We start from the raw sequence: 21,645 nt of genomic DNA on the forward strand, positions 1-21,645 counted from the left end.
TGTGAAAACAGCCCTTTTTAACAACCTTTTTTTGAAAACGAATTCCTGTTTTACCCCAAGAGTTGCAACGATTTTGGCTAAAATAAAAAAACAGATGCCCTTCTCTTCAACAAACGCTGTTTGATCAGCACACTTGGTTGAAAAAAAGTTCCTCTGTTTTCTTACTACCTGTTTATTCTGTGACAGATGCTAGGCGATAGGATACTGTTCGTCCAAAAGGAAACACTTGCACCCCTTGCAAACGATCTGTTTTCAAATACGCCACCGCCCCTTGATATAACGGCAAAACGGCTGTATCTTCAACGATCAATTGTTTTTCCAGTTCTTTCAATAAGTCCCAACGTGCAGCTGGGTCGTTTGCTAAAGTCGTCCGTGCTTCTGCTAACCCTTGATCGTAACTTTCACTAGCATACCCAGACGTATTCAAGCCACCTGTTGAATCATAAAATTCTAAGAAGTTGATCGGGTCCGCGTAATCTGGTGTCCAAGTCCCAAAGACGAGATCAAATTCACCTTGGGATTGCAAGTCCAAACGGTTTTGTAAAGGAATCGACTTGGCATCGATGGTTAATCCCGGCAAATTGGTTTCTAACTGCCCTTGGACAAACTCGATGGTTTTCTTGGCTGCTGCTGTATCTGCTGACAACAGTTCCAAAGTGATTTCGTCTTGTCCCAACTCTTCTTTGGCTTGTGCCCAAAGCTCTTGTGCGGCTGTTAAATCGTACGGCAGTAAATCGCCATTTTCTTCACGAAAATCTTGGTCTGTTTCAGGATCTTTGGCAAAGTTGCTTGGCACAAAGCCGTTCAATGCAGTGGACCCATCACCTAAGATATTTTCGGCAAATGCCTCTTTGTCCATGGCTTGTAAAATTGCTTGACGTACTTTGACATTGCCTGTGACTTCTCGTTTTTGGTTGGCACTTAAATACCCCACTAGCGCCTTTGGCACATAGTTGGCTTGAGCTGAGTTTTGGTATTGCTGCGCGTAAGTATCCGTTAAGGTGGTGTAGTCCAGTTCTCCTGTTTCAAAAAGGCTGACACCAGTCGCCGTTTCCTTCACTACTTGCACGTCGATCTTGGTCAATTGGACATTCTCAGCATCCCAATAATCAGGATTTTTCGTTAACGTCCATGATTCGTTGGTCCCGTTCCACCCTTCGATCAAGAATGGGCCATTGCCGACAAAATTTTCCGCTGATAACCCATAATCGGCACCTTTTTCTTCAGCAAACGCTTGGTTTTTTGGCATAAAAGGTGTCCCGACCAAAATTTGATCCAGATACGAGATTGGACTTGCCAATGTCAGCTCTAACGTCTGCTGGTCCAATGCTTTGGCTCCTAACTCACTCACCTCAACGTCCCCTTGACGCACTTGACTGCCATTTTTCAACACATCCATTTGATTACTGCTACTAGAACCATTCTCTGGATTAGCAACATATTGAAAGGCGTAGACAAAATCATCCGCAGTAACAGGATCGCCATTGCTCCATTTTGCATCACGAATGGTGAAGGTATAAACCAGTCCATCTTCTGATACCGTAGGCTCTTCAGCGGCCATCGCAAGCTCAGGATCCCCCTCTTGATCCAGACGGTATAACCCTTCTGCCACTTGTCCGATCATATCGGAGCTATTGACATCCGTGTATTGTCCGCTATCAAGGGTTGATAAGGCGCCAGCGGTTGACACTTGAATTTCTTGCGCAACGGCTCCTTGCTCCTCTTGCTGTCCAGAATCCGTCGTGGGGCTCGTGGTACTGCAGGCACTTAAAACCAATACTGTGAAAGCAGTGATACCCATCATTCTCTTTTTCATTTTTCTCCTCCTTGCGTGATCCTCTTTCTTACAATACGTCAACGACATACTTGAAAACCGCTTGTTCTTGTATAAGCGCATCATAGGCAAAATCAGGATGCCATTGAACCGCCAACAAGCGCTGACCCACGTGTTCAATGCCTTCAATGATGCCATCAGGACTCCAAGCTGTCTTTTGCAATGGACGAGCCAATCGATCCACCGCTTGATGATGAAAGGAATTAACCTTTGTTTTTTGACCGTAAACACGAGCCAACATGCTTTTTTCAGCCGTCACGATGGCATGGGTCGGCACTTCTTTCGGAATCGGCGCCTGCATATGAATGATCTCACTGAAGGTACTGATGTCTTGCTGCAGCGTGCCACCGAATGCCACGTTGACCAGCTGCATTCCCCGACAAACCGCAAAAATTGGTTTCTTTTGCAGCAGCGCTTCATCGATCAGCGCTAGTTCAAACTCATCCCGTGCCAACAAGCCGCTTCCAGTTGCCTGATGGGCCTCCTGCCCATAAAACTTGGGTGAAACATCTTGTCCACCAGCTAATACCAGTTTATCGATCTGTGAAACATAGTCCTTGGCTGCAGCTGGCTCACTGATTGGTACGAGCAATGGCAGTCCGCCCGCTTGCTGGATCGCTCGCACATACCCTAATGGTGTGTAGGCGATCGGCAAATGATGCAGCACATCGCCAGCATCTTGCACTTCATTCGCAGCGATCCCTATAATTGGTTTGCCCATCGACATCCCTCCCTGATTAACGATTTTTTCAGAAAAAAGCGGTATCTAGCAGTTGAACAAGGCAAGCGCCGCACTTTTTCTCAAGATATGTTTCAACTATTCTAAACCAATCCGCACTTTTTGTGAAACACTATTTTCACTTTCGCGATCATTTATTACAATCACCATTCTATTTAACCCCCTCTTTGATAAGCAATAAAGAACACCGCTAGTCAGATATAGTTGAATTTTGCCAATGCTTTCTCTACGTAAAAAAACATGCGAGAAGCCGTTGCTTTCCGCATGTTTCGTCATTAAAATAATCGATTGTCTTTTAAAAACTCCAGCATCTGTGTTTTTAGGGGATCTTTTTCATTACGGATCGACTTTGTTTGCGTCGTTTCATCAAGTGTCGATGGCCGCTTTTTAGGAAAAGGCGCCGCTGGTTCTTCTGCCAACTCTATGATTTGGAAGCTATCCACCACCACTTCTGCCGCACAAAGTCTCTGACCTTCTGGTGTTTCATAAGGACAGCCTTGCAAGTGTCCATTGATTTTGATACTTGCCCCTTTTTGAGTATACCGTAAAAAGGTCTCTGCCTGTTTTCCATGAATGACGCAAGCAAACCATTCATGGTGCACTTCTTCACTGTTTTGCCATTGAGACACAATGACAAGATCAAAACGTACGCCCTGATCGTCCGCCGCATCAAACGCTTCTTTACTAGGCATCTCTGCGATTTTCCCAGTAAGAACCACTTTATTCATTGCCACGTTGCATCCTCGCTTTTCTCTCATTTCTTGAGTGATCTTAACTTATGCGACCTATTCTACCACATTCCAAAAAACAAGCAATCAAAGGTCGAATGGCTTAAGAAATGCTTTGAACAAAATGAACCAACTCAAAGAATTCATCTGATCCTGCCAATAATGTGCGATTTTCTGACTGAAAACTTCTCTTTGCTCCAGACAGCAAAAAAACAGTTGGTTCAATCCCCCTCTGAACCAACTGCCTTTTGCGGATTTTTATTTAGCAAAGGAATCTTGACTACCATAGCGATCAAAATGGAGGGTTTCGCTTTCGAGATAATCGATGATCGCTTTGGGGATTATGACCCCTTCTTGCTGGGCTTTTTCAAAGTGTATTTGGCTGATCTCTCCAGGATAGTAGACTTGTGATTGCCCTTCTACTGGCGGGATTGCATGCAGCTCAGTCACCATCTGATCGATGCTTTGCTTGAAGGTTTCGGTGTTGGTAAAACGAGATGGATCAATCACAAGAAGGAATTGTCCTAAGCGGCGTTTTTCCGTCAAGTCCGCATACATGGAGGTGACCTGTTTACCAAAAGCCAAGCCTAGCATCGAGCCAGCTAAAATATCCACCATCATCATCAAGCCATATCCTTTAGCACCAGCGATTGGCAATAATCCTTGGACAGCATAGGGATCGGTGGTAGGCAAGCCATGCTCGTCTACTGCCCAAGTATCGGGGATCTGCTGCTTCTTCGAGCGAGCGTCCAAAATTTTGCCCCACGCTTGAACCGTCGTCGCCATATCAAAAACCACCGGTGGATGATTGGCTCGTGGTGCAGCAAACGCGATTGGATTGGTGCCAAAATAGTTTTCGGTCCCACCAAAAGGCACCGCCATCGGATCCGATTGACACATGGCGATCGCTACTAAGTCGGCTTCAGCAGCCTGTTTGACGTAATACGCCATCGTCCCGCTATGGCTGGTCTGCTCGATTCCTACTGCAGCGATCCCGGCTTCTTTTGCCAGATGAATGGCGATCGCCATCGCTTCATTGCACACATAATGCCCCATGCCGTTATCTCCGTGGAAAATTCCGGTAGCGGCGCCTGTTTTTTCAAAAGACATGTTTGGTTCCAGCGTGATGCCACCTTTTACTAAACGCTCGGCATAGTAGTCCATCCGCACGGCACCATGAGAATGGATCCCGCAAGCATCCGCAAAGGTCAAATGCGCCGCTGTTTCACTGGCAGCGGCTTCTGGCAAACCAGCAGCCAATAGTTTCTTTTTCATCAATGCTTCTAATTCCAGCAGAGAACGTCTGCTCATTTCTTCCATCTTTTCTCCTCCTTAGAAAAAGAGAAGCACGCTTGGCAACGGCTTCTCTTATTGATTAAACACGCGATAATCCAGTTCATCGGCTGACTTAGCGATCAGCAGCGCTGAATAGACGTCTGAGTTCACGTTCAAAATTGTCCTCAGCATGCCAACAAACCATTCGACACCAGCAAATAGCGCAATGCTTTCGATTGGTAAACCAAGCTGGGGAATGATGATTGCCAAGGAAACTAACCCCGCTCCGGGAACAACTGCATTGGCTAAAGAAACGAAAGTCGCAGTTACAGCTACCGTCACCATTTGGATCCCGTCAAAGTTGATTTGATACATTTGGGCGATTGTCATGACGGTAATCGCCATATGCATCGCTGACCCATTGCTGTTCAAAGACATGCCCAATGGCAATACCAAATTGGTGATGCGGCTACTGAGTCCTAATTTGTTCTGGGATTCTTCCATAGCGATCGGCAGCGTGATGGCAGAGGAGGTTGTCGCCAATGCCATGACCGACATATTCTTCATGTTTTTGATCAATCGTAACGGATTGATCCGACAATACACGGTCAATAAGACTAGCCACAGCCCAAGGAACGTGACGGTGGCTAGACCGTAGACGAGCAAATAGCTGCCTAATGGCAAAATGATCTGCAAGCCCAGGGAGCTGATTGTTGAAGCGATCAAAGCAAAAATACCGATTGGTGCCACGATCATCACGTAACGAATGATAGCAATGACAACCTCATTTAGATCCACGATCAGCCCATAAAGAGATGACTCAGGTTTCTTTTGCATAAAGCGATTGAGAGCAACACCAAAGAACAACCCAAAAACGATGATTTGAATAATTGACCCTTTACTCAACGCATCGAAAATATTCGTGGGAATAAAGTTGATCACAGTCTCTGATATAGAAATTTCTTGTGCTTGCAGAGGTTCGCCGGCAGCTTGTGAAAAGTCGATCCCTTTGCCTGGAGCAAAGAAGAGCGCCATCAGCACGCCCCATGCAGCAGCGAATAAGGAGGAAATCCCAAAGACAGCGATCGTTTTTCCACCCAAACGAGTGAGTTCTTTCGGGGCAATCCCCCCAACTGCTTGAATGATTTGTCCAACGATCAATAACGGGATCGCCATTTGCATCAGACGCAAGAAAAGATCGCCCAAGATTTTTAGGAATGAAGCGGCTTGCCCAAAGAACAAACCGCAAAGAATCCCTAGAAGAACGGCAATAACGATCTGCGTCACCATCGGTAGTTTTTTTGCTTTCACTTTGATCCCCTCTTTATTTTCGAAGTATGGTTCCTGTATGCTGATCTAGTTCAGCTAACTTTTCGATTGAGGTAATAATCGCGGTTCTGGCTGCATCTTCTTCAACAAAATCAATCGCAGCTTCTATTTTTGGCAACATACTTCCCGCTGCAAAATGGCCTTCCTCGATGTAGCCCTTGGCTTGTGCCACACTGATTTCCCCTAAGGCTTGCTGATTCGGCTGATTGTAATTGATGTAGATATTGTCGACACCGGTCAAAATGATCAGGCGATCGGCCTGCACGTCTTTTGCTAAGACACTGGCGGTAAAGTCTTTGTCGTTGACGGCTTCCACGCCAGTAAACCCATTATCGTTGCGAACGACAGGTACGCCACCGCCACCGGCACAAATCGTGATCACACCTGCATCGACCAATGTTTTGATGGCTTCTTTTTCAACAATTTCTTGCGGTTTCGGCGATGGAACCACTTTGCGGTAACCACGCCCAGCATCTTCTTGATATACCCCGCCATTGGCTGCCATCGCAGCATTGGCTTCCTCTTCACTATAAAAAGGTCCGACTGGTTTGGAAGGTCTCTCAAACGATGGATCTGCTGGATCGACACGAACTTGGGTGACTAATGAGATTACCGATGGATGTGCTTGACGTGTGGCAAACTCATTGATCAAGGCATTTTGCAGCCAATAACCGATACTTCCTTGGGTCATCGCTACGCAGCTGTCTAATTTCAATTGGGGATTTTTTTCACTTTCCCCGGCTTTTTGCTGCAACAGCAAGTTGCCGACTTGTGGTCCATTGCCGTGACAAACAATGACTTTTTCCCCTTTTTCGACAAAATCGGCAATATAACGTGCTGCTTGCGCAACGACTGCTTTTTGTCCTTCATCACTGGGGTCTTTATCTAAAATAGCATTGCCGCCTAAAGCGATCACATTCAAACTCATTTTATGCTCTCCTTCTGATTTTCCTTTGCTAATACGGCAAAAACACCTAATCCGATCAGCAGTAATAGACAAGACAGGTAAAACCCGACCTGCATCGATCCTAAAGAATCGGCTAAAAAGCCAGTAACATAAGGCGCTAAGATCGACCCCGACATCCCGATAAAGTTATAGGCACTCAAGGTTGTTCCTAAGGCGCCTTTTGGTGCGTTTTTCGTCACAAAGGTCACGACGATTGGATCAAGCGCCAGCTTGCCAGTCAATCCATACAAAATCAAAACAGTGATCAATAAGGTACGATCCGTTACAAAGGCAATGGCAAATACGGAAAGGGTCGCCAATGGGACCAATAAATAGACTAATTTTTTCGTCGCGCCAGTTTTATCATTCAATCGAGCAAAAATCAACGCACCTGGAATCGATGCCCATGGGACTAAGGAAGCAATAAAGCCGACACTCGCCCCTTCAAAGCCACGCTCGGCAATCAAGAATTGCGGCAGCCAAGTTATAATCACAAAGTTTGCATAAATGCTGGTAAAGCATAGAACAAAGGCTGCCACGAGATTGCGGTTTGAAAAAATCTGCTTCAAGGAAATCTTTTCTTTTGGCCCCTCTTCTTTTATTTCTTGTCCTTCATCTTCTGGACGAATCACTTTTTCTTTCAAAACAAAATAGAACAAGACACCGACGATCAAGGTCGGAAACGCCATTAGGAAGAAGGGTTGGCTCCAATGGCCCCCGTTATCCAAGACCAATTTACTAGAAAGCAAGTACCCGCCAGACGTTCCAAACGCCATCCCACTGTTGATAATGGCATTTCCGACGGTCCGTTTGTTGTCGGGAATCGCTTCGGTAGACAATGCGTATTGCGGACCGTAATAGGCACCTTGACCAATCCCTGCAATGGCACGAATCACTAAGAACAAAACGAAGCTTGTGGCTAGTCCACTGAAGTAAGTAGTCACCGCCAATAAAACAAAACCTAGGGCGATCACCAATTTGCGACCGATTTTGTCGCCGATGATGCCAAAAGGAATTTGCGCAACGGCATATGTCAAAAAGAAAATACTATTGGCAAGTCCTAGTTGTGTGTTGCTTAAATTGAATTCTTCTCCGATCACACCCATGATTGGATTGAAGATCGTCCGTGTGGCGTACATTAAAATCCAGCCGACAAAGAAAATAGCAACGACTTTTTTCCAGTAAGAATTGCTTACTTTGACCGCATCTTTCTGGTTACTGATTTCCATGATTTCTCCCCATTTCTATTCTTTTTCCTCAAGTGACAATGACTCCAACGCTAACAAGAACCCAAAACTAAGATCTTTGCCTGACGAATGACCAACGGACATCAACTGCTGCACATCTTTTTCAATCACTTGTGGGTTTTGCTTTTTTAAGTCTTTGAATAATTGCAGCATCAGAGAATTGACATACCCTTGACTGGCACTTTGAATATAAGCAAGGCTGACATCCGTCGTAGACAGCGGTTTTGCCAATGCTTGCGCTAACGCGTTAGCTTCCGGCTGCTGCAAGGCATAGAGCATCGCTTGATAGGCAACTAAAAGATCATCGCCGCTAGGTGTCAATCCTTTGCCGCGGCCAATCAGGTGAGCAATGATTGGTTCCCAATCTGAGACAGGCTGCCGCAATGCCGCAAACACTGCTTGGGTTTTCTCATCTTCGGGCAACCCAATCTTGGTTTCTAGTTTTTGTTGAAGCAGGATTTCTTTCAAAAGCTGCAATTCCGCAGAGGTGAAGGATAGCTCCTTCACCTGCAGCGAAACCAATTCTTTTTCCTCTAATGAAAGAGAAAATGTTCCTTTTGTGCTGTAAAAGGTCAGACCATGCTCTCGGACTTGCACGCGATTGCCGACCTCGATCAAAGGCAGGACTTGCTCAAACAATGCATCTGGTAAAAAGACTCCGAAGCCAGTCAAATAGTTGCGATAGTTGTTGATATTGACCAGCTGCTGCCCGATCATCACATTGAATGAACGATCAAACACGCTATGCACCCGACCGGTACGACCGAATCGTTGCAATGGGTCTAGATAATCACTGATTTTGATTTTCTCAGTCAACATCGATCCCCAGATCCTTCGCATAAGCCGTCAAGGCATTTTCAAAACAGCCTAACGGTGCACGCACCGTCCCTGCACCGACTTGACCGACACCTGCTTCTTTATGGGCGATCCCAGTATTGATGATTGGGGTGATGCCTGTTTCAACGACTTTCCGGATGTCGATCCCCAAACAAGTCCCCTGGAAGTCCCATGTTGGGATCGAGAAGGTCGGATTATGACCGAAACAGATTTTTGCCATTTCATTGGAAGTTTCTAGCGCATCTTCAAAGCCACCAGCGCCGACAAAGCGTGTTACACCTGGTGCGGCTACCATCGCCATTGCTCCGACACCGACGGTTTCAGTAATGGCACTGTCCCCAATATCAGGATTGCCATCTGCTTCGGTAAACCCAGTAAAGTACAAACCTTTCGGCGTATTGACTGGTGCAGTATGCCATTGGTCTTCTGTTTGGGCGACACGAACCCCAAAATTGACGCCGTTTCTCGTCATGGTGGTCACGATCGTTCCTTTGGCATCGACACGGGCACCGTCAACGATGGCTTTGCCGGTTGCCATCATGATATTCAAGAAGAACTGATCGGTATCTGCTAAGAACTTGATCACTTCATATTTTTGCTTTTCATCGATTTCTGTTTGGATGATCAACGGCGCGATCTCTTTCAAGAAGTTCAATGATGCTGCAATATTTCGTTGATGGAATTCATCCCCCATTGTGATCGACCGGGCAATCAATACATTCAAATTGATGCCTTCTTCAGTTAGTTTTAATGCCTTGGCAATGGTTGGTCCTAAGACGTCTTTGATCCAATCCAAACGATCGATGACTTCTTGTGAATAGGCACCAAATCGTAAGACTTTACCGATCCCTTCGTTCAAAATACAGTAGGCTTTGTTGCCGACAAGGCGGTTTTCAACCACAAAGACAGGCATATTCCCAGAAGTGATTCCCCCCATTGGTCCAACTGCCTGGACATGGTGACATGGCATAAAGCGGACTTCCCCACTTTCGAGTAAGCGGCGGGCTTCGTCTTCATCTTTCGCCCAGCGTTCAAACAAGGCAGCGCCGATACAAGACCCTTGCATCGGTCCCGTCATTTCCGACCATTGGATCGGCGGTCCTGCATGCAGCAAGGTTTTCTGACTTTCGTTTAATTCAGCGATCACTGATTTAGCCGGAACGACATCGATCAAGAATGGTTGGGCATTTTTGATTTTATCCGTCACTGCTTGGTTTTCATCTGTGATTTTTTCGTCAAATTCTTCTAACGCGTCTAAAATACGGATCATTTTCTTGTTGCCGTTGGCACGAGGACGCCAGTTGAATTGTTCTGTTTTCCCGCCATATTGCAGGATCGATTCATTGAAGCTTTGCAAGCCAACATTGATGATCCGTGGTTTGGTGGTCAACAGCTCCATTACTTTCTCGCTGACTGTCGGCACCTCAACCTTGCTACCAGTATAGTCATTGACTGTTTTGTCTGCTTCAGAAAGAGTCGCCCCTTTTAAAGCTAGGGCTAATTGCACTGCTTGAGCATTGCTCGGTGCCACATAGACGCCAGCTGCTTTCAAACGGTTGACTGCTTCTTGGTAGTTTTGCGGATCTTTTTCAGTTCCGCAGACGGTAGCAACAAAGTACAACGCGCGATCAGCTGCTTGGGCTGTTTGCTGTGCAGCTTCGATAGCTGGTAACAAAGCTCCTACCATATCTGTATGCGCGCCGTAACCTAGCACCACATCAAATAAAATGACCCCGGTTTGCTCATCTTGCGCATAGTCTTCGATTTTTTTGATGCGCACTTCAGGATCGATCATTGGATGCGGTTTGCCTTGGGTATAGATATCATCACCAAGGTCGATCACATCATAGCCGTGGGAATGCAAGATATAGCCTTCTTGTTTTACAAGGCCTTCTAGATTCAAGGCTTCGGAGATCAGCATTCCTGCTTCGGCAGCTAATGTACCGCCAGAATAAAGACCTTTGACCACTTTGTCTTCAGCGAGTTTGGGCACATCTGGGGATTTCACGCGTTCAAAATAGTTCGCTTTGACGGGTTCTTCATTGGCAAGATCAACAGCGATACGCGCTGTTTCTTCCAGCGTATGTGCCAAATAGACTTTTCCTTCATGGGCTTCTGGTTTTTCTCCTAAGAAAATCGCTACCACAGGTTTGCTGATACTTTGCAGCAATTGAACGACTTCATCCCGCACTTCTTTTGCAGGTGGTTTCGAGATCACGCAAATCACATCTGTCGGTTCATGATTTTCTAAAGCAACGATGGCATCTTTGACAGTGATCGCCCCAACTTTGTCGCTTAAGTCACGTCCGCCGGTCCCGATGGCATGAACGACACCACCGCCTAATCGGTCAATGATCGTCGTCACTTCTTGAATCCCCGTACCAGAGGCACCAACGACGCCGATGTTTCCTGGTGCCACGACATTCGTGAAGGCAATCGGAATGCTAGAAATAATACCAGTCCCACAGTCAGGCCCCATCATCAATAAGCCTTTTTCATGAGCCAGCTTTTTCAAACGCACTTCATCTTCGATAGCGACATTGTCCGTAAACGAGAAAACATGCAAGTCATTTTTTAGCGCTTTTTCCATCTCGGCTGCGCCATATTCCCCAGGAATACTAAATAATGCAACATTGGCATCTGGCATTGCGCTCAAGGCTTCTTGCCATGAAGCCGCCGCTGGCGTTTCTTTGCCTTGATCTTTTGCTGAAAGATCAGCTAAAAATGAATCGATCGCTGGCATTACTTGATCCATGATCTGTTCGTTTTGGCTATCGACCACGATCATCATATCGTTGGGTGAAGCACCTTCTGCCTCTTTAGAAAGCAATCCAGTGTTATTTAATATGTCTTTGTTTGCATCCGTCCCCATCATGATTTGACTCATTTCGACATCGCCTAGATCATTGATCGTATTCGTCAGCAGCATTAAGTTAATGGAATCTTGGTAGTTATTCTTTAAGATTACTGTGTGCAGCATTTGTTCTCCTCCTTTTCTTATACTCTCATTCTAACGAGCCTTGTTTGCGTTTTCATTGGATAAAGTTCTAAAAAAATGCTATACTTTTTATCCAAAAGAGAAAAAAGGAGCATTTTATGAAATTAAAAGAATTGGTTGAACTGCCGCTTTTTGAAAAAAGTAAAGTCCTGACTGGCTCCATTGGTTTAACAAATTCCGTTGGTTCCGTTATGGTGTTGGAAGCGATGGATATCGAAAAATGGAGCAAAGCCCATCAATTGATTTTGACTTCTTTTTATGCCTTCAAAGACCAATCGCCTGAGGAACTGCGTGTTTTTTTTGAAAAAATGCAGCAAATCGGTGTCAGCGGTTTAGTGATCAAAGTGGATCGCTTGATCCCTATGATTCCAGATTGGGTGATTGAGCTTAGCTTTGCTTATCAGATCCCTTTGATCAAAGTACAGCAAGAAGTCAGCTATGAAGCCATCATGCTAGCGGTTTACGAACCATTGCTGAATCACCAAACCCAGCTGCTGCGTACCTATTACGAAGTTCGTCAGCGCTTCATGAAAGTCGAGCGCAACCACTCTTCTTTCGATCAGATCATACAAGAGTTCTATCAATTGATCGAAAAGCCTTGTTCTTTGCGCATCCCCCATTTAGATGTGCATGTGTCCGTCGGTCAATCCTTTAAGAATTTCGTGGTGACCAAACAAGAACCCATGAAAACCGTCGAGTTTACCAAGAACCACTACGAATATTTAGAATTATTTTCTCATGAGAACAATCAATATGTGACTGCCATCAAAGTAGAGATCATCAATCCTTACAATGATTTATGTACCTTGATCGTTTATCAGAAAGATTCGCAGATCCCTGAGGCAAAAGTCATGATTATTGAAAATGTGATCGACGTCATCTATGAACGCCTCCAAATGGCGTATTTGTTGAAGAAAGAGCGCTACAATCGCATGAACAATCTTGCCGATGCGATCTTGCAAAACACTCCTAGCAATTTGGCTGAGCTGGATCTTTTGTTAGAAGAAGCGCAACTGGATCGCTACGATTTCTACCAAGGCATCGCCTTTGCTTCCAACAGCTTTAAAGATAAGGAGCGTAAGTCCGTCGTTTTGCACAAGCTACGGGCGTTGAAAACACCCCACGTCTTTTTTGAACACCACAATTATTTGGTGATCCTCTATAATTTCCAATCGATCGCCCATCAGGTGACGAAACAGATGCTGCAGACATATTTTGATGATGCCCTGCTAGCCGATGAACATGGCTGCTTGGTGGTCAGCGAAGTCTTGCGCAAGGAACAGATCAAAGAGATCCTGCCAGAGTGTTTGGATGCGATTCGCTTCAATCGGCAGTTTTATTTGGCGCCGATCATTGCCTATAGCGACTTAGGTATCTTTAGTTCCTTTATCAAGGAGAACCAACTGGAAAAGCTGCAGCAAAGCATTCCCCCGAAGCTGTATCAACTCTCGGAAGAAAATGAAGAGCTGTTCAAAACGCTATATACCTTTTTTATCACGAATCGCAATTACAAAAATACGGCTGAAACCTTGTTTCTTCATGCCAAAACGATTCGTTATCGGCTAAGCAAAATCGAACAGCTACTAGAGATCGATCTGACAAGTCCGATCCAATTAGTCAATTACGAGATCGGCACCTATTTATTAGAGCTTCAGAAAAGGAGTCAAGCAAAATGAAAAAAGAATGGCAATTGACCACCGGTGCTTCCGTGACCCTCTATCCTGCTTCGGAGAAATACCTGATTTATTTTCACGGCGGCGGTTTTGTTTATGGAACCCGCCAAGACATTCCCGCATCACTGATCACACTATTTCAAGCGCAGCAATACAGCGTCCTCACAGTCGATTATTTACTGGCGCCCAATTCCTCGTTAGCGGAGATTTTGGCGCTGAACTGGCAAAATTTTCAAGAATTGCAAGCAACTGTGCTTAAAGATAACCCGTTTTGTTTCTGCGGACGCTCAGCTGGCGGTTATTTGATGCTGGCGCTTACCCAGCAATTACTGAAGGAACAACAGAGATTGCCTGAAAAACTGGTCAATTTTTATGGGTATACCGATCTTTCTTTTATTGAAAACAAACGAGTCTTGCAGCAGCCGCTCTTAAGCAAAGAGCAAGTCCCTTCTTTGGATCAAACCGAGATCGTTTGGGATGATCCGCAGTTTCAGCGCTATTTGCCTTATGTTTATTGGGTTCAACAGCAAGAACTCACAACGATCTATGGTCTAACAGCTGAAGCTCTTTCTGACTATGCCATTGATCCTGAGCTGCTTGCTCAATTTCCTCCAATTTTCAGCAGTGCCAGCAGTACCGATGAGGAAGTTCCTTTTCGTTACAGCAAAGGCTTGAAGAAAGTGCCTAAAAGCAAATTTGTCCCTGTCTATGATTTGCCCCACGACTTTTTGAAAAACGTCGAGGAGCCGCAAGTCCAAATGGTTTTTCAACGGCTTGCCCGTTGGCTCGAACAATAATTTGTTACAAGTAAAGTGAAAATAATGTTTTTTTATTTCGACGAGTGCACAGAAAAACTCTGATTGCCTTCGCTTCCTCCTTATCTCAAAAAACGTGTGGTTTAATGAAACTCTTTTAATAAAAAAAGGCTTGATACAGGCTCAATTCAAGAGAGAATGCTATACTAAAGGGGAGTATGTTATAGGAAAGAAGGATGAGGTTTTATGCATTTTGTCGGGATTTTGTGTTTGATCCTAATCACAACGACCCTCTTCTCGCATCTGGCGAGACGGATGGGCGTTCCTGCTGTTATCGGGCAGTTGTTAGCGGGGGTTTTACTAGGAGGCGCAGGACTCAATTGGGTCCATCCAGATATTCTGGTTCATGATTTTTCAGAGATTGGTGTTATTTTGCTGATGTTTTTAGCGGGATTGGAAAGTGATATTTCTTTATTGAAACGCTATTTTCGTCCAGGGATGCTCGTTGCCCTTTTGGGGATCGTGTTCCCTATGCTCTTCGGGTATGCCACGGGGGTCGGTTTTCAAAGCAGTCCCACAGAAGCGTTCTTTTTCGGGATCGTATTAGCTGCCACCTCAGTCAGTATTTCTGTCGAAGTATTGAAAGAGTTGAATGTGGTGAATACGAAAGAAGGGTCGACGATTCTTGGTGCTTCCGTCGTGGATGATATTTTGGTCGTGTTGGTTTTGAGTCTTAGCCTTTCCTTTTTAGGCGGCGAAAGCAGCCAAGCAACACCACTGCCGGTCACCTTATTGGTAGAATTGATTTATTTTGTGTTGATTTTTCTATTAGTGAAATGGATTGCTCCGTTCTTATTGGCACTTGCAGAAAAGCTATTTGCAAATTCCGCGGTGATCATCATGTCACTGATCATCTGCTTAGGAATGGCGTATCTTGCTGACCTCGTTGGGTTAAGCTCGGTCATTGGTGCCTTCTTCGCAGGGATCGCTGTCAGTCAAACGAAGGTTCGTGAGGAAGTGGAACACAGTGTCGAAGCATTAGGTTACGCCGTCTTCATTCCGGTGTTCTTTGTCAGCGTTGGCTTAGAAGTTGATTTTTCCCGCTTAAATGAGCAATTATTCTTTATTCTTGCCTTTACCGTGGTCGCGATCATGACCAAATTGGTCGGCGGCTATGTCGGGGCGAAAATCGCGAAATTCTCAAACAACAGTGCTTGGATGGTGGGAGCTGGAATGATTTCCCGAGGTGAAATGGCATTGATCATTTTACAGATTGGTCAACAAAACCAATTGATTTCGTCCGCATTGTATTCCCCTTTGGTGATCGTTGTCTTGTTGAGTACCTTGATCTCTCCCCTGATCTTAAAATACTTTACGAAAAAGATTTATTAAGCGATGTAGCAACAGCGAGGCGATACCGATGATTGCGAAAAAAACAGCGCGGGTTTTGTAGTGACCGCTCAACGGCCGATTGTTGATCGAACGTTGGGCGGTCGCTTCCTTTCCCGCGCTGTTTTTCTCTATACAGGTATAAAAGCGACTATGCTGCTAGTTACTAGAAACCAATGTTAATTTCCCATGATCGATTAGATACACGTCATCCGCGACGGCATCGATAAACGCTTGATCGTGAGATGTGAACAAAACGATGCCTCGATAGCTGCGAATCAATTGTTCCAAGACGGTGATTGTCGGTAGATCAATAAAGTTCGTCGGTTCATCAAGTATCAAGACATTGGCAGATTGAGTAAAGATGCGTGCGAGCTCGACCCGTGTCGCTTCCCCGCCGCTTAGCACATTGACTGGCTTCATCACGTCAATCTGGCTAAATCCCAGATTGTGTAAAATACTGCGGACCAGTGGTTCCTGATAGTCTGTTTGAGCCATCAATTCCGTCAAAAGCGGTGTGGTGCTGTTTTTTCGATAGCCCATTTGCTCGTAGACCGCAAAGACGATTTTCGGTGATACATAGATTCCCTCTCCACCTGCGATGATTTCTTTTAGTAAAGTCGACTTCCCCGAACCGTTCGGACCCACGATAGCGATTTTCTTCCCGGCAGCAAACTGGAAACTGCTGCTGTCTAGCAAACGTTTCGCCCCTCTTTGAATGGTTACTTGCTCCCCACGAATCGGTCGTTTATTATGCAGCTCCACTGCAGGGACTACTGGAAAACGAATCACCTGCTGCCGGGCAACACCCTTCACTTCTTCCAACTGATCCAAGCGGCTTTCCATGGCTTTGACTGTTTTTTGCAATGACTTTTGCACCGTGTCTTTTTGTTTTGATGACGACAAACGGTCTGGTCGGATGTTCTGCTGCCGCTTTTTTTCAGAAATGCGACTGCTCTTGATCGCTTGTTCTTTTTTCTTTTGGATCGCTTGGGTCAACTGCTGTTTTTGTTGCTGATACTGCGCAGCCTCCCAGGCAACACGCTGTGCCGCTTGCTCTTTTTGCTGTCGATAACTGTCATAATTACCAGAATACTCGGTGACTTTTCCTTGATCGACTTCCCAGATTTTCGTTGCCAGCTGATTCAATAGATACCGATCATGACTGACCACGATCAGGGTGCCATAATAATACTGCAGTTCATCAATCAAGACTTGAATTCCTTGCTGGTCCAAGTGGGTCGTTGGCTCATCGAGCAAAAGTCCTAACTGATAGGAAGATAACGTTTGTGCCAACCGGTATTTGGTCTCCTCCCCCCGCTTAGTGTCGCCAATTCATTTGTTGGGATCGAAAAACGACCGAACAGCGCCCAGTCAAGGGCCTCTGTCTTTTCAGTCACCTCAGCGATTTGCGGGAAATAGTGAAACGAATTTTCTTTTTGGATCGTTCCTGAATCAGGATCGACCACTCCCGCAATCAACTTCAGCAAGGTAGACTTGCCTTGCCCGTTTGCGCCCACGATCCCGATACGATCCGTTTGATAGGCACTCAGTTCTTCAATGTTCAGTACTTCTTTGGCCCCATAATTTTTGATTAGATTGTTTATTTTTACACTTAATTGTTCCATCAGTCTGTCCTTCCCGTCTAGGAAAACGCAAGCACAAAAAAAGGGCATAGCCTACCGCTATACCCTGATTTTAATAAGAAATTGGAAAAAAGAGGACACTCATCCCTTGAAATCACGATTGCCTAGACTTTTGAAATAGATTTAAATTAGCTATTCAAAAGGTCAATCCACAATTTCATCGATGCTGTCATGTTTTTTCCTCCTCTTTTTGTCGTATTTGTCTGTTGAATGACAAGCGGAAAATCAGCCGCTACTGTTTACCGTTTACGGTATTTCAGGAAGCTTCTTTAGTCTATCAACGAATCAATCGTAGCACGTTTCCAAAAAAGAGTAAAGTTTCATCACAAGAATGATTGGTCTTATACGCCATCGGTGATTTTTTCTGCTAATTTGACCTGGGCTTTTTCACCATTGAAGATTGCACGATCCAGTTCTCCTTCATCATGAGCAACGATCAACGCCACCGTGACGTCAGGGTCAACATTCAAGAGGGTCCGAAACATCCCAGAAAACCAATCGATCCCTGCCAGTAAGGCGATGCTTTCATTAGGCAGTCCTAACATAGGTAAAACCGTAGCCAGTGTGACTAATCCGCCGCCTGGAACGACGATCGTTCCCAAGCATGCCAACGAGGACAACAAGACCACTTGCAAAAGATCCCCCCAGCTCAATTGGATCTGGTACGCCTGAGCAACGGTTACGATTGCCAGGGCTAAAAATAAGGAGAGCCCATTGCTATTTAAGGTCATGCCTAGAGGCATCACGAGCTTATTGATTCGATCACTGATCCCAAATCGTTCTTTGCCATCTTCGATTTGAAACGGCAATGAAACAGCAGAAGAGGTGGTCGTAAAGGAAATCACCGATAGACGCCACATATTCTTTATCAAACGAAACAAGGAAACTTTGCAATAGAGCGACGTCAAGAGAAACCAAAGAAACAAAAAGAGCAAAGATGCCGCTGCTAACGTCAATAAAAAACTGGCTAACATTCCCAACACACGAATGCCGGTATCTTCTACCAAGGAAGCAACAAGGCCGAAAATCCCGATCGGCGCCAACTTCATGATCATGCTGACCATTTTTAACAAAATATGATTAAAACTACTGATCATATCTAGAAACAGCTGATTCTTTTTTTCATGCTTGATTAAGCTCAAGGCAAGGCCAAAGAAGAGCGAAAAAATAATCACTTGGATCATATTCTGCTCCACCATGGCTTGAATAATGTTCAGTGGAACAAAGTTCAAGATGACTTCTTCTATACTGCTGGTACTTAATGCAGTTTCTGTACTTTGCAGCAGCGACTGGTCAAGGCCTGCGCCGGGCTTGAGGATCAAGGCGAACAAGAGACCGAAAATAGCGGCGACGAGGGTCGAACCGGTAAACCAGAGGAAGACTTTCCCGCCGATCCCACCTAATTCTTTTGGATCAAGTCCCCCCACCGCTTCAATCACCGAGCCCATGACCAACACGACCACAGACATTTGAATCAGTCGCAAGAAGAAGTCCCCGACTAGCTGCATTTGATCACCTAAACCGGGAAAGGAAACGCCCCAAAAAATCCCCAATACCGTTGCAATCATGATTTGGTTGGTCAAACTGATTTTTAAGGATCGTTTTTTCATCTGTTGTTCCTCACTTTTCTACTTTGCTGTTTTCTTAGAGTTTACAGTCAAGAATAAGAATGTACCACCGATCAACAAAATAATTGCGATATAAAAGCCCATTACTTTTGACCCTGTTGCATCCGAGATCGATCCGGTCAATGTTGGTGCGATAACGGAAGACATCATGCCGAAAAAGTTGAAGACCCCTAATGTCGTACCGACCCCAACTTTTGGTGCATTTTCCCCTAGCCAAGAAATGATGATTGGTTCAACCGCTAGTTTTCCAAGGAACCCGTACAAGATCAACGCGATCATTAAGAAGGTCGAATTTGTTGCTTGCACCGTTACTAATAACATCAACGCCGCTAATATTTCTAAAATAACGATAAAGGTAACTTTTTTATGCATGTATTTGTCTGCCAAGCGGCTAAAGAACAAGGCCCCAGGAATCGAAGCAAATGCCACCAATGAAGAAGAGAATCCGATTGCGACTCCTTGGAAGCCTCGTTCTGTTCCTAAGAAGTTTGGTAGCCAAGTAACCGTCATATAGTAGGCATAACACGTCGCAAAATATAACACATACGTAAAGAGCATCCGCAGGGAGAACAAGGTCGAAAGGGAAACTTTTTCTTTCGGCTGATCCGTTGTTTCTTCTTCAGCTGCTGCTTGACTCTCCAAGAAAGCTACGTCTTCTTTGTTGCTGCGGATCACCAATGCGAAAGCGATCGTCATACATACGATCAAGAAAGCGGATAAATACATCATTGTTTGCCAAGGCATATTCATCTGAATAACGATAAAGCTTGATAAGATCATCCCAAACCCTGAACCAACGGCAGAACCACTATTGACGATCGCTGTTGAGAAGCTCTTCTTTTCTTTCGGAATGTTCTGTGAGGTCAAAGAATACGCGGAACCATAAAATGATCCACAGCCGATCCCTGCTAAAAAGCTACCGGTATAGATCATGGAGATTGAAGAGGCTTGTGAAATCAGTAAAGCTGCCAGTGCAAATACCACAAATCCCGGAAGCAGAACTGTTTTCTTCCCAATCTTATCCACTAAAAAGCCGGCAGGGATCTGCATGATCACATAGCCGAAAAAGTAAAAGCTGGCGATCGATCCTAATGCTGTATCAGAAATATTGCCACCAAGTGACTCATTGATTTGCGGATAGACCGGTGATAACGCAGCGCGATAAATCCAGATAGTGACCCAGCCTGAACACATTAAGATAATAATTTGTTTCCAGTAGGCAAGCCCACCACGTTCTTTATTGATTTCCATTTTTTTCCCTCCATCAGTTACACAAGTAAAGTTTGTGAAGCACGCCAACGAAAGCGCTTTAAGATAGTCTTAGTGTACGTTTTTTTGCCGACTATTGCATTTGTCATTTTTCACAAAGCGCTTTCAGTCGTTGTGCATTTGTGCTAAAATTTCAAGTCGTTTTTTGGTAGTAATTTAACGCAGCGATGAGCGCTTTGCCGGCAGAAATTGGTGCTTGCTGGTACAATAGTGCCCCTTCTAACGCGGCTAGGACATGTAAAATATTTTCTTTGCGGCTGCTGTAGCCCATATTTCCAATCCGCCAGATTTTTCCTTTTAGATCACCAAATGAACTAGCGATCTCTACACCAAAGGAGTGAAGCATCTCTTCTCGGACAGCTTCGCCATCAACACCTTCTGGAATAAAGATGGGGGTAACTGTCGGCATTTTGGTTGCTTTTTCGCCATAAATCGAAAGCCCCATTGCCTCCAGTCCAGCGACCAACGCCCCTTCATTCGTCAAATGACGTTGATAGGCTGCATCGAGGCCTTCGTTTAGCAACATCCGTAATCCTTCATGAAGCGCATAGATCATACTCGTCGCTTCTGTGTGATGGTTGATTCGCTCTTTGTTCCAGTAGCGTTGCAATTGACTCAAATCCAAGTAATTACTCATAATGTGCCGCTTGTTTCGATCCGTTTTGCTCAAGCCTAATTCTTTTTGGTAACGGGCACTAAGGACGGCTTCGACTCGATCGTTGTAGGTCACTAATGAAAGACCAGACGGCACACTTAAACACTTCTGTGTACCGGCAATTGCCAAATCGACACACCAATCATCGACTGACAGGGCCACGCCACCATAAGTCGCCACCATGTCAACGACAAAGAAAATATCTTTTGCGCGACAATACTGCCCGATTTCTGCTAACGGCTGCATTTGCCCATTGGCAGTTTCCCCGTGGACCATCGCCACGATCTTGGGTTGAAATGCGTCGATTTCTTTGATGACCTCTGCGGGTGCAAAAGGAGCCGTCCATTCTTTTTCTACATATTTGACTTGCGCTTGGGCACGTTCACAGATTTCTCCAAGTAAGAAAGCAAAGCGCCCATAGGCGGGGATCAAGACTTTGTCCCCTGGTTCGATCAAAGCGATCAGCGCCGCTTCTAAACCAGCTCGGGAAGTCCCATCAATGGCAAATGCCTCTTTGTTTTTGGTTCCAAACGGTTGTTTGATCATTTCTTTGACCTCATCCATGATCGCCAAAAAATTCGGATCAAACTGTCCCAAAATACGATTGGTCATTGCTTGAAGAACAGCTGGATGTGCTTCTACAGGCCCAGGTGTCATGATCGTACGTTGTGCGATCGTTAACTCTTTATACATCTTT

At 45.2% G+C, this 21,645-nt stretch carries 15 protein-coding genes and 1 pseudogene; 3 read left to right on the top strand and 13 right to left on the bottom strand.

Annotated features, from left to right (window positions below):
- Positions 1-172: 172 nt before the first annotated feature.
- The 9 genes from ACIPK1_RS01140 to fdrA all read right to left on the bottom strand — a co-directional run bounded on the left by ACIPK1_RS01140 (position 173) and on the right by fdrA (position 11,915).
- Positions 173-1,816, bottom strand: a complete 1,644-nt coding sequence (locus tag ACIPK1_RS01140; protein ID WP_086332608.1) for a peptide ABC transporter substrate-binding protein — start codon at positions 1,814-1,816, stop codon at positions 173-175.
- 28 nt (positions 1,817-1,844) lie between these two features.
- On the bottom strand, positions 1,845-2,555 hold the full coding sequence (locus ACIPK1_RS01145; RefSeq protein ID WP_005234504.1) for a gamma-glutamyl-gamma-aminobutyrate hydrolase family protein: 711 nt from the start codon (positions 2,553-2,555) through the stop codon (positions 1,845-1,847).
- 293 nt (positions 2,556-2,848) lie between these two features.
- The gene (gene ssb / locus ACIPK1_RS01150; protein WP_086332609.1) at positions 2,849-3,331 is read right to left on the bottom strand and encodes a single-stranded DNA-binding protein; all 483 of its coding nucleotides are present in this window, start codon (positions 3,329-3,331) and stop codon (positions 2,849-2,851) included.
- 228 nt (positions 3,332-3,559) lie between these two features.
- Entirely contained in the window at positions 3,560-4,621 is a 1,062-nt protein-coding gene (gene allD, locus ACIPK1_RS01155) for an ureidoglycolate dehydrogenase (protein ID WP_074534918.1), read from the bottom strand.
- A 48-nt stretch (positions 4,622-4,669) separates the two neighbouring features.
- Positions 4,670-5,887, bottom strand: a complete 1,218-nt coding sequence (locus ACIPK1_RS01160) for a dicarboxylate/amino acid:cation symporter (protein ID WP_086332610.1) — start codon at positions 5,885-5,887, stop codon at positions 4,670-4,672.
- 13 nt (positions 5,888-5,900) lie between these two features.
- Positions 5,901-6,833 carry a carbamate kinase gene (gene arcC, locus ACIPK1_RS01165; protein ID WP_005234499.1) on the bottom strand — a complete coding sequence of 311 codons (933 nt, stop codon included), beginning with the start codon at positions 6,831-6,833 and terminating at the stop codon, positions 5,901-5,903.
- Positions 6,830-8,080 (bottom strand): MFS transporter, encoded by a 1,251-nt coding sequence (locus ACIPK1_RS01170; protein WP_008379204.1) that lies wholly within the window; start codon positions 8,078-8,080, stop codon positions 6,830-6,832. Before ACIPK1_RS01170 ends, arcC begins: the two co-directional genes overlap by 4 nt.
- 15 nt (positions 8,081-8,095) lie before the next feature.
- On the bottom strand, positions 8,096-8,917 hold the full coding sequence (locus ACIPK1_RS01175) for a DUF2877 domain-containing protein (protein ID WP_400449738.1): 822 nt from the start codon (positions 8,915-8,917) through the stop codon (positions 8,096-8,098).
- Positions 8,907-11,915, bottom strand: a complete 3,009-nt coding sequence (fdrA, locus tag ACIPK1_RS01180) for a DUF1116 domain-containing protein (protein ID WP_016621459.1) — start codon at positions 11,913-11,915, stop codon at positions 8,907-8,909. Before fdrA ends, ACIPK1_RS01175 begins: the two co-directional genes overlap by 11 nt.
- Before the next feature lie 116 nt (positions 11,916-12,031).
- Between fdrA and ACIPK1_RS01185 the strand changes: the two genes are divergently transcribed.
- From ACIPK1_RS01185 to ACIPK1_RS01195, 3 genes are all read left to right on the top strand, one after another.
- Positions 12,032-13,609 carry a PucR family transcriptional regulator gene (locus tag ACIPK1_RS01185; RefSeq protein WP_301388579.1) on the top strand — a complete coding sequence of 526 codons (1,578 nt, stop codon included), beginning with the start codon at positions 12,032-12,034 and terminating at the stop codon, positions 13,607-13,609.
- Positions 13,606-14,403 carry an alpha/beta hydrolase gene (locus ACIPK1_RS01190; protein WP_016613692.1) on the top strand — a complete coding sequence of 266 codons (798 nt, stop codon included), beginning with the start codon at positions 13,606-13,608 and terminating at the stop codon, positions 14,401-14,403. The genes ACIPK1_RS01185 and ACIPK1_RS01190 overlap by 4 nt, the downstream gene beginning before the upstream one ends.
- A gap of 204 nt (positions 14,404-14,607) precedes the next feature.
- Complete coding sequence (locus ACIPK1_RS01195; protein ID WP_005234488.1) at positions 14,608-15,753, top strand: cation:proton antiporter; 1,146 nt, start codon at positions 14,608-14,610, stop codon at positions 15,751-15,753.
- A gap of 156 nt (positions 15,754-15,909) precedes the next feature.
- Here ACIPK1_RS01195 and abc-f read toward each other — a convergent pair.
- The 4 genes and pseudogenes from abc-f to ACIPK1_RS01215 all read right to left on the bottom strand — a co-directional run bounded on the left by abc-f (position 15,910) and on the right by ACIPK1_RS01215 (position 21,641).
- Positions 15,910-17,378 (bottom strand): annotated as a pseudogene (gene abc-f, locus ACIPK1_RS01200) (ribosomal protection-like ABC-F family protein).
- Between the two features lie 359 nt (positions 17,379-17,737).
- The gene (locus ACIPK1_RS01205) at positions 17,738-19,006 is read right to left on the bottom strand and encodes a dicarboxylate/amino acid:cation symporter (RefSeq protein WP_008379218.1); all 1,269 of its coding nucleotides are present in this window, start codon (positions 19,004-19,006) and stop codon (positions 17,738-17,740) included.
- Between the two features lie 18 nt (positions 19,007-19,024).
- Entirely contained in the window at positions 19,025-20,275 is a 1,251-nt protein-coding gene (locus tag ACIPK1_RS01210) for an MFS transporter (RefSeq protein WP_016613697.1), read from the bottom strand.
- Positions 20,276-20,426: 151 nt separating this feature from the next.
- A complete protein-coding gene (locus ACIPK1_RS01215) occupies positions 20,427-21,641 on the bottom strand; it encodes an alanine--glyoxylate aminotransferase family protein (RefSeq protein ID WP_016613698.1) in 1,215 nt (404 codons plus the stop codon).
- Between the last annotated feature and the right edge of the window lie 4 nt (positions 21,642-21,645).

Source organism: Enterococcus sp. NPDC086594 (assembly GCF_044746145.1).
Taxonomy (GTDB): Bacteria; Bacillota; Bacilli; order Lactobacillales; family Enterococcaceae; genus Enterococcus_D; species Enterococcus_D entomosocium.

Coding starts and splice junctions, on each gene's coding strand:
- allD (WP_074534918.1), bottom strand. CDS start 4,621: ATGGAAGAAATGAGCAGACGTTCTCTGCTGGAATTAGAAGCATTGATG.
- ACIPK1_RS01185 (WP_301388579.1), top strand. CDS start 12,032: ATGAAATTAAAAGAATTGGTTGAACTGCCGCTTTTTGAAAAAAGTAAA.
- fdrA (WP_016621459.1), bottom strand. CDS start 11,915: ATGCTGCACACAGTAATCTTAAAGAATAACTACCAAGATTCCATTAAC.
- ACIPK1_RS01195 (WP_005234488.1), top strand. CDS start 14,608: ATGCATTTTGTCGGGATTTTGTGTTTGATCCTAATCACAACGACCCTC.
- ACIPK1_RS01170 (WP_008379204.1), bottom strand. CDS start 8,080: ATGGAAATCAGTAACCAGAAAGATGCGGTCAAAGTAAGCAATTCTTAC.
- ACIPK1_RS01215 (WP_016613698.1), bottom strand. CDS start 21,641: ATGTATAAAGAGTTAACGATCGCACAACGTACGATCATGACACCTGGG.
- ACIPK1_RS01175 (WP_400449738.1), bottom strand. CDS start 8,917: ATGTTGACTGAGAAAATCAAAATCAGTGATTATCTAGACCCATTGCAA.
- ACIPK1_RS01140 (WP_086332608.1), bottom strand. CDS start 1,816: ATGAAAAAGAGAATGATGGGTATCACTGCTTTCACAGTATTGGTTTTA.
- arcC (WP_005234499.1), bottom strand. CDS start 6,833: ATGAGTTTGAATGTGATCGCTTTAGGCGGCAATGCTATTTTAGATAAA.
- ACIPK1_RS01145 (WP_005234504.1), bottom strand. CDS start 2,555: ATGGGCAAACCAATTATAGGGATCGCTGCGAATGAAGTGCAAGATGCT.
- ACIPK1_RS01190 (WP_016613692.1), top strand. CDS start 13,606: ATGAAAAAAGAATGGCAATTGACCACCGGTGCTTCCGTGACCCTCTAT.
- ssb (WP_086332609.1), bottom strand. CDS start 3,331: ATGAGAGAAAAGCGAGGATGCAACGTGGCAATGAATAAAGTGGTTCTT.
- ACIPK1_RS01210 (WP_016613697.1), bottom strand. CDS start 20,275: ATGGAAATCAATAAAGAACGTGGTGGGCTTGCCTACTGGAAACAAATT.
- ACIPK1_RS01205 (WP_008379218.1), bottom strand. CDS start 19,006: ATGAAAAAACGATCCTTAAAAATCAGTTTGACCAACCAAATCATGATT.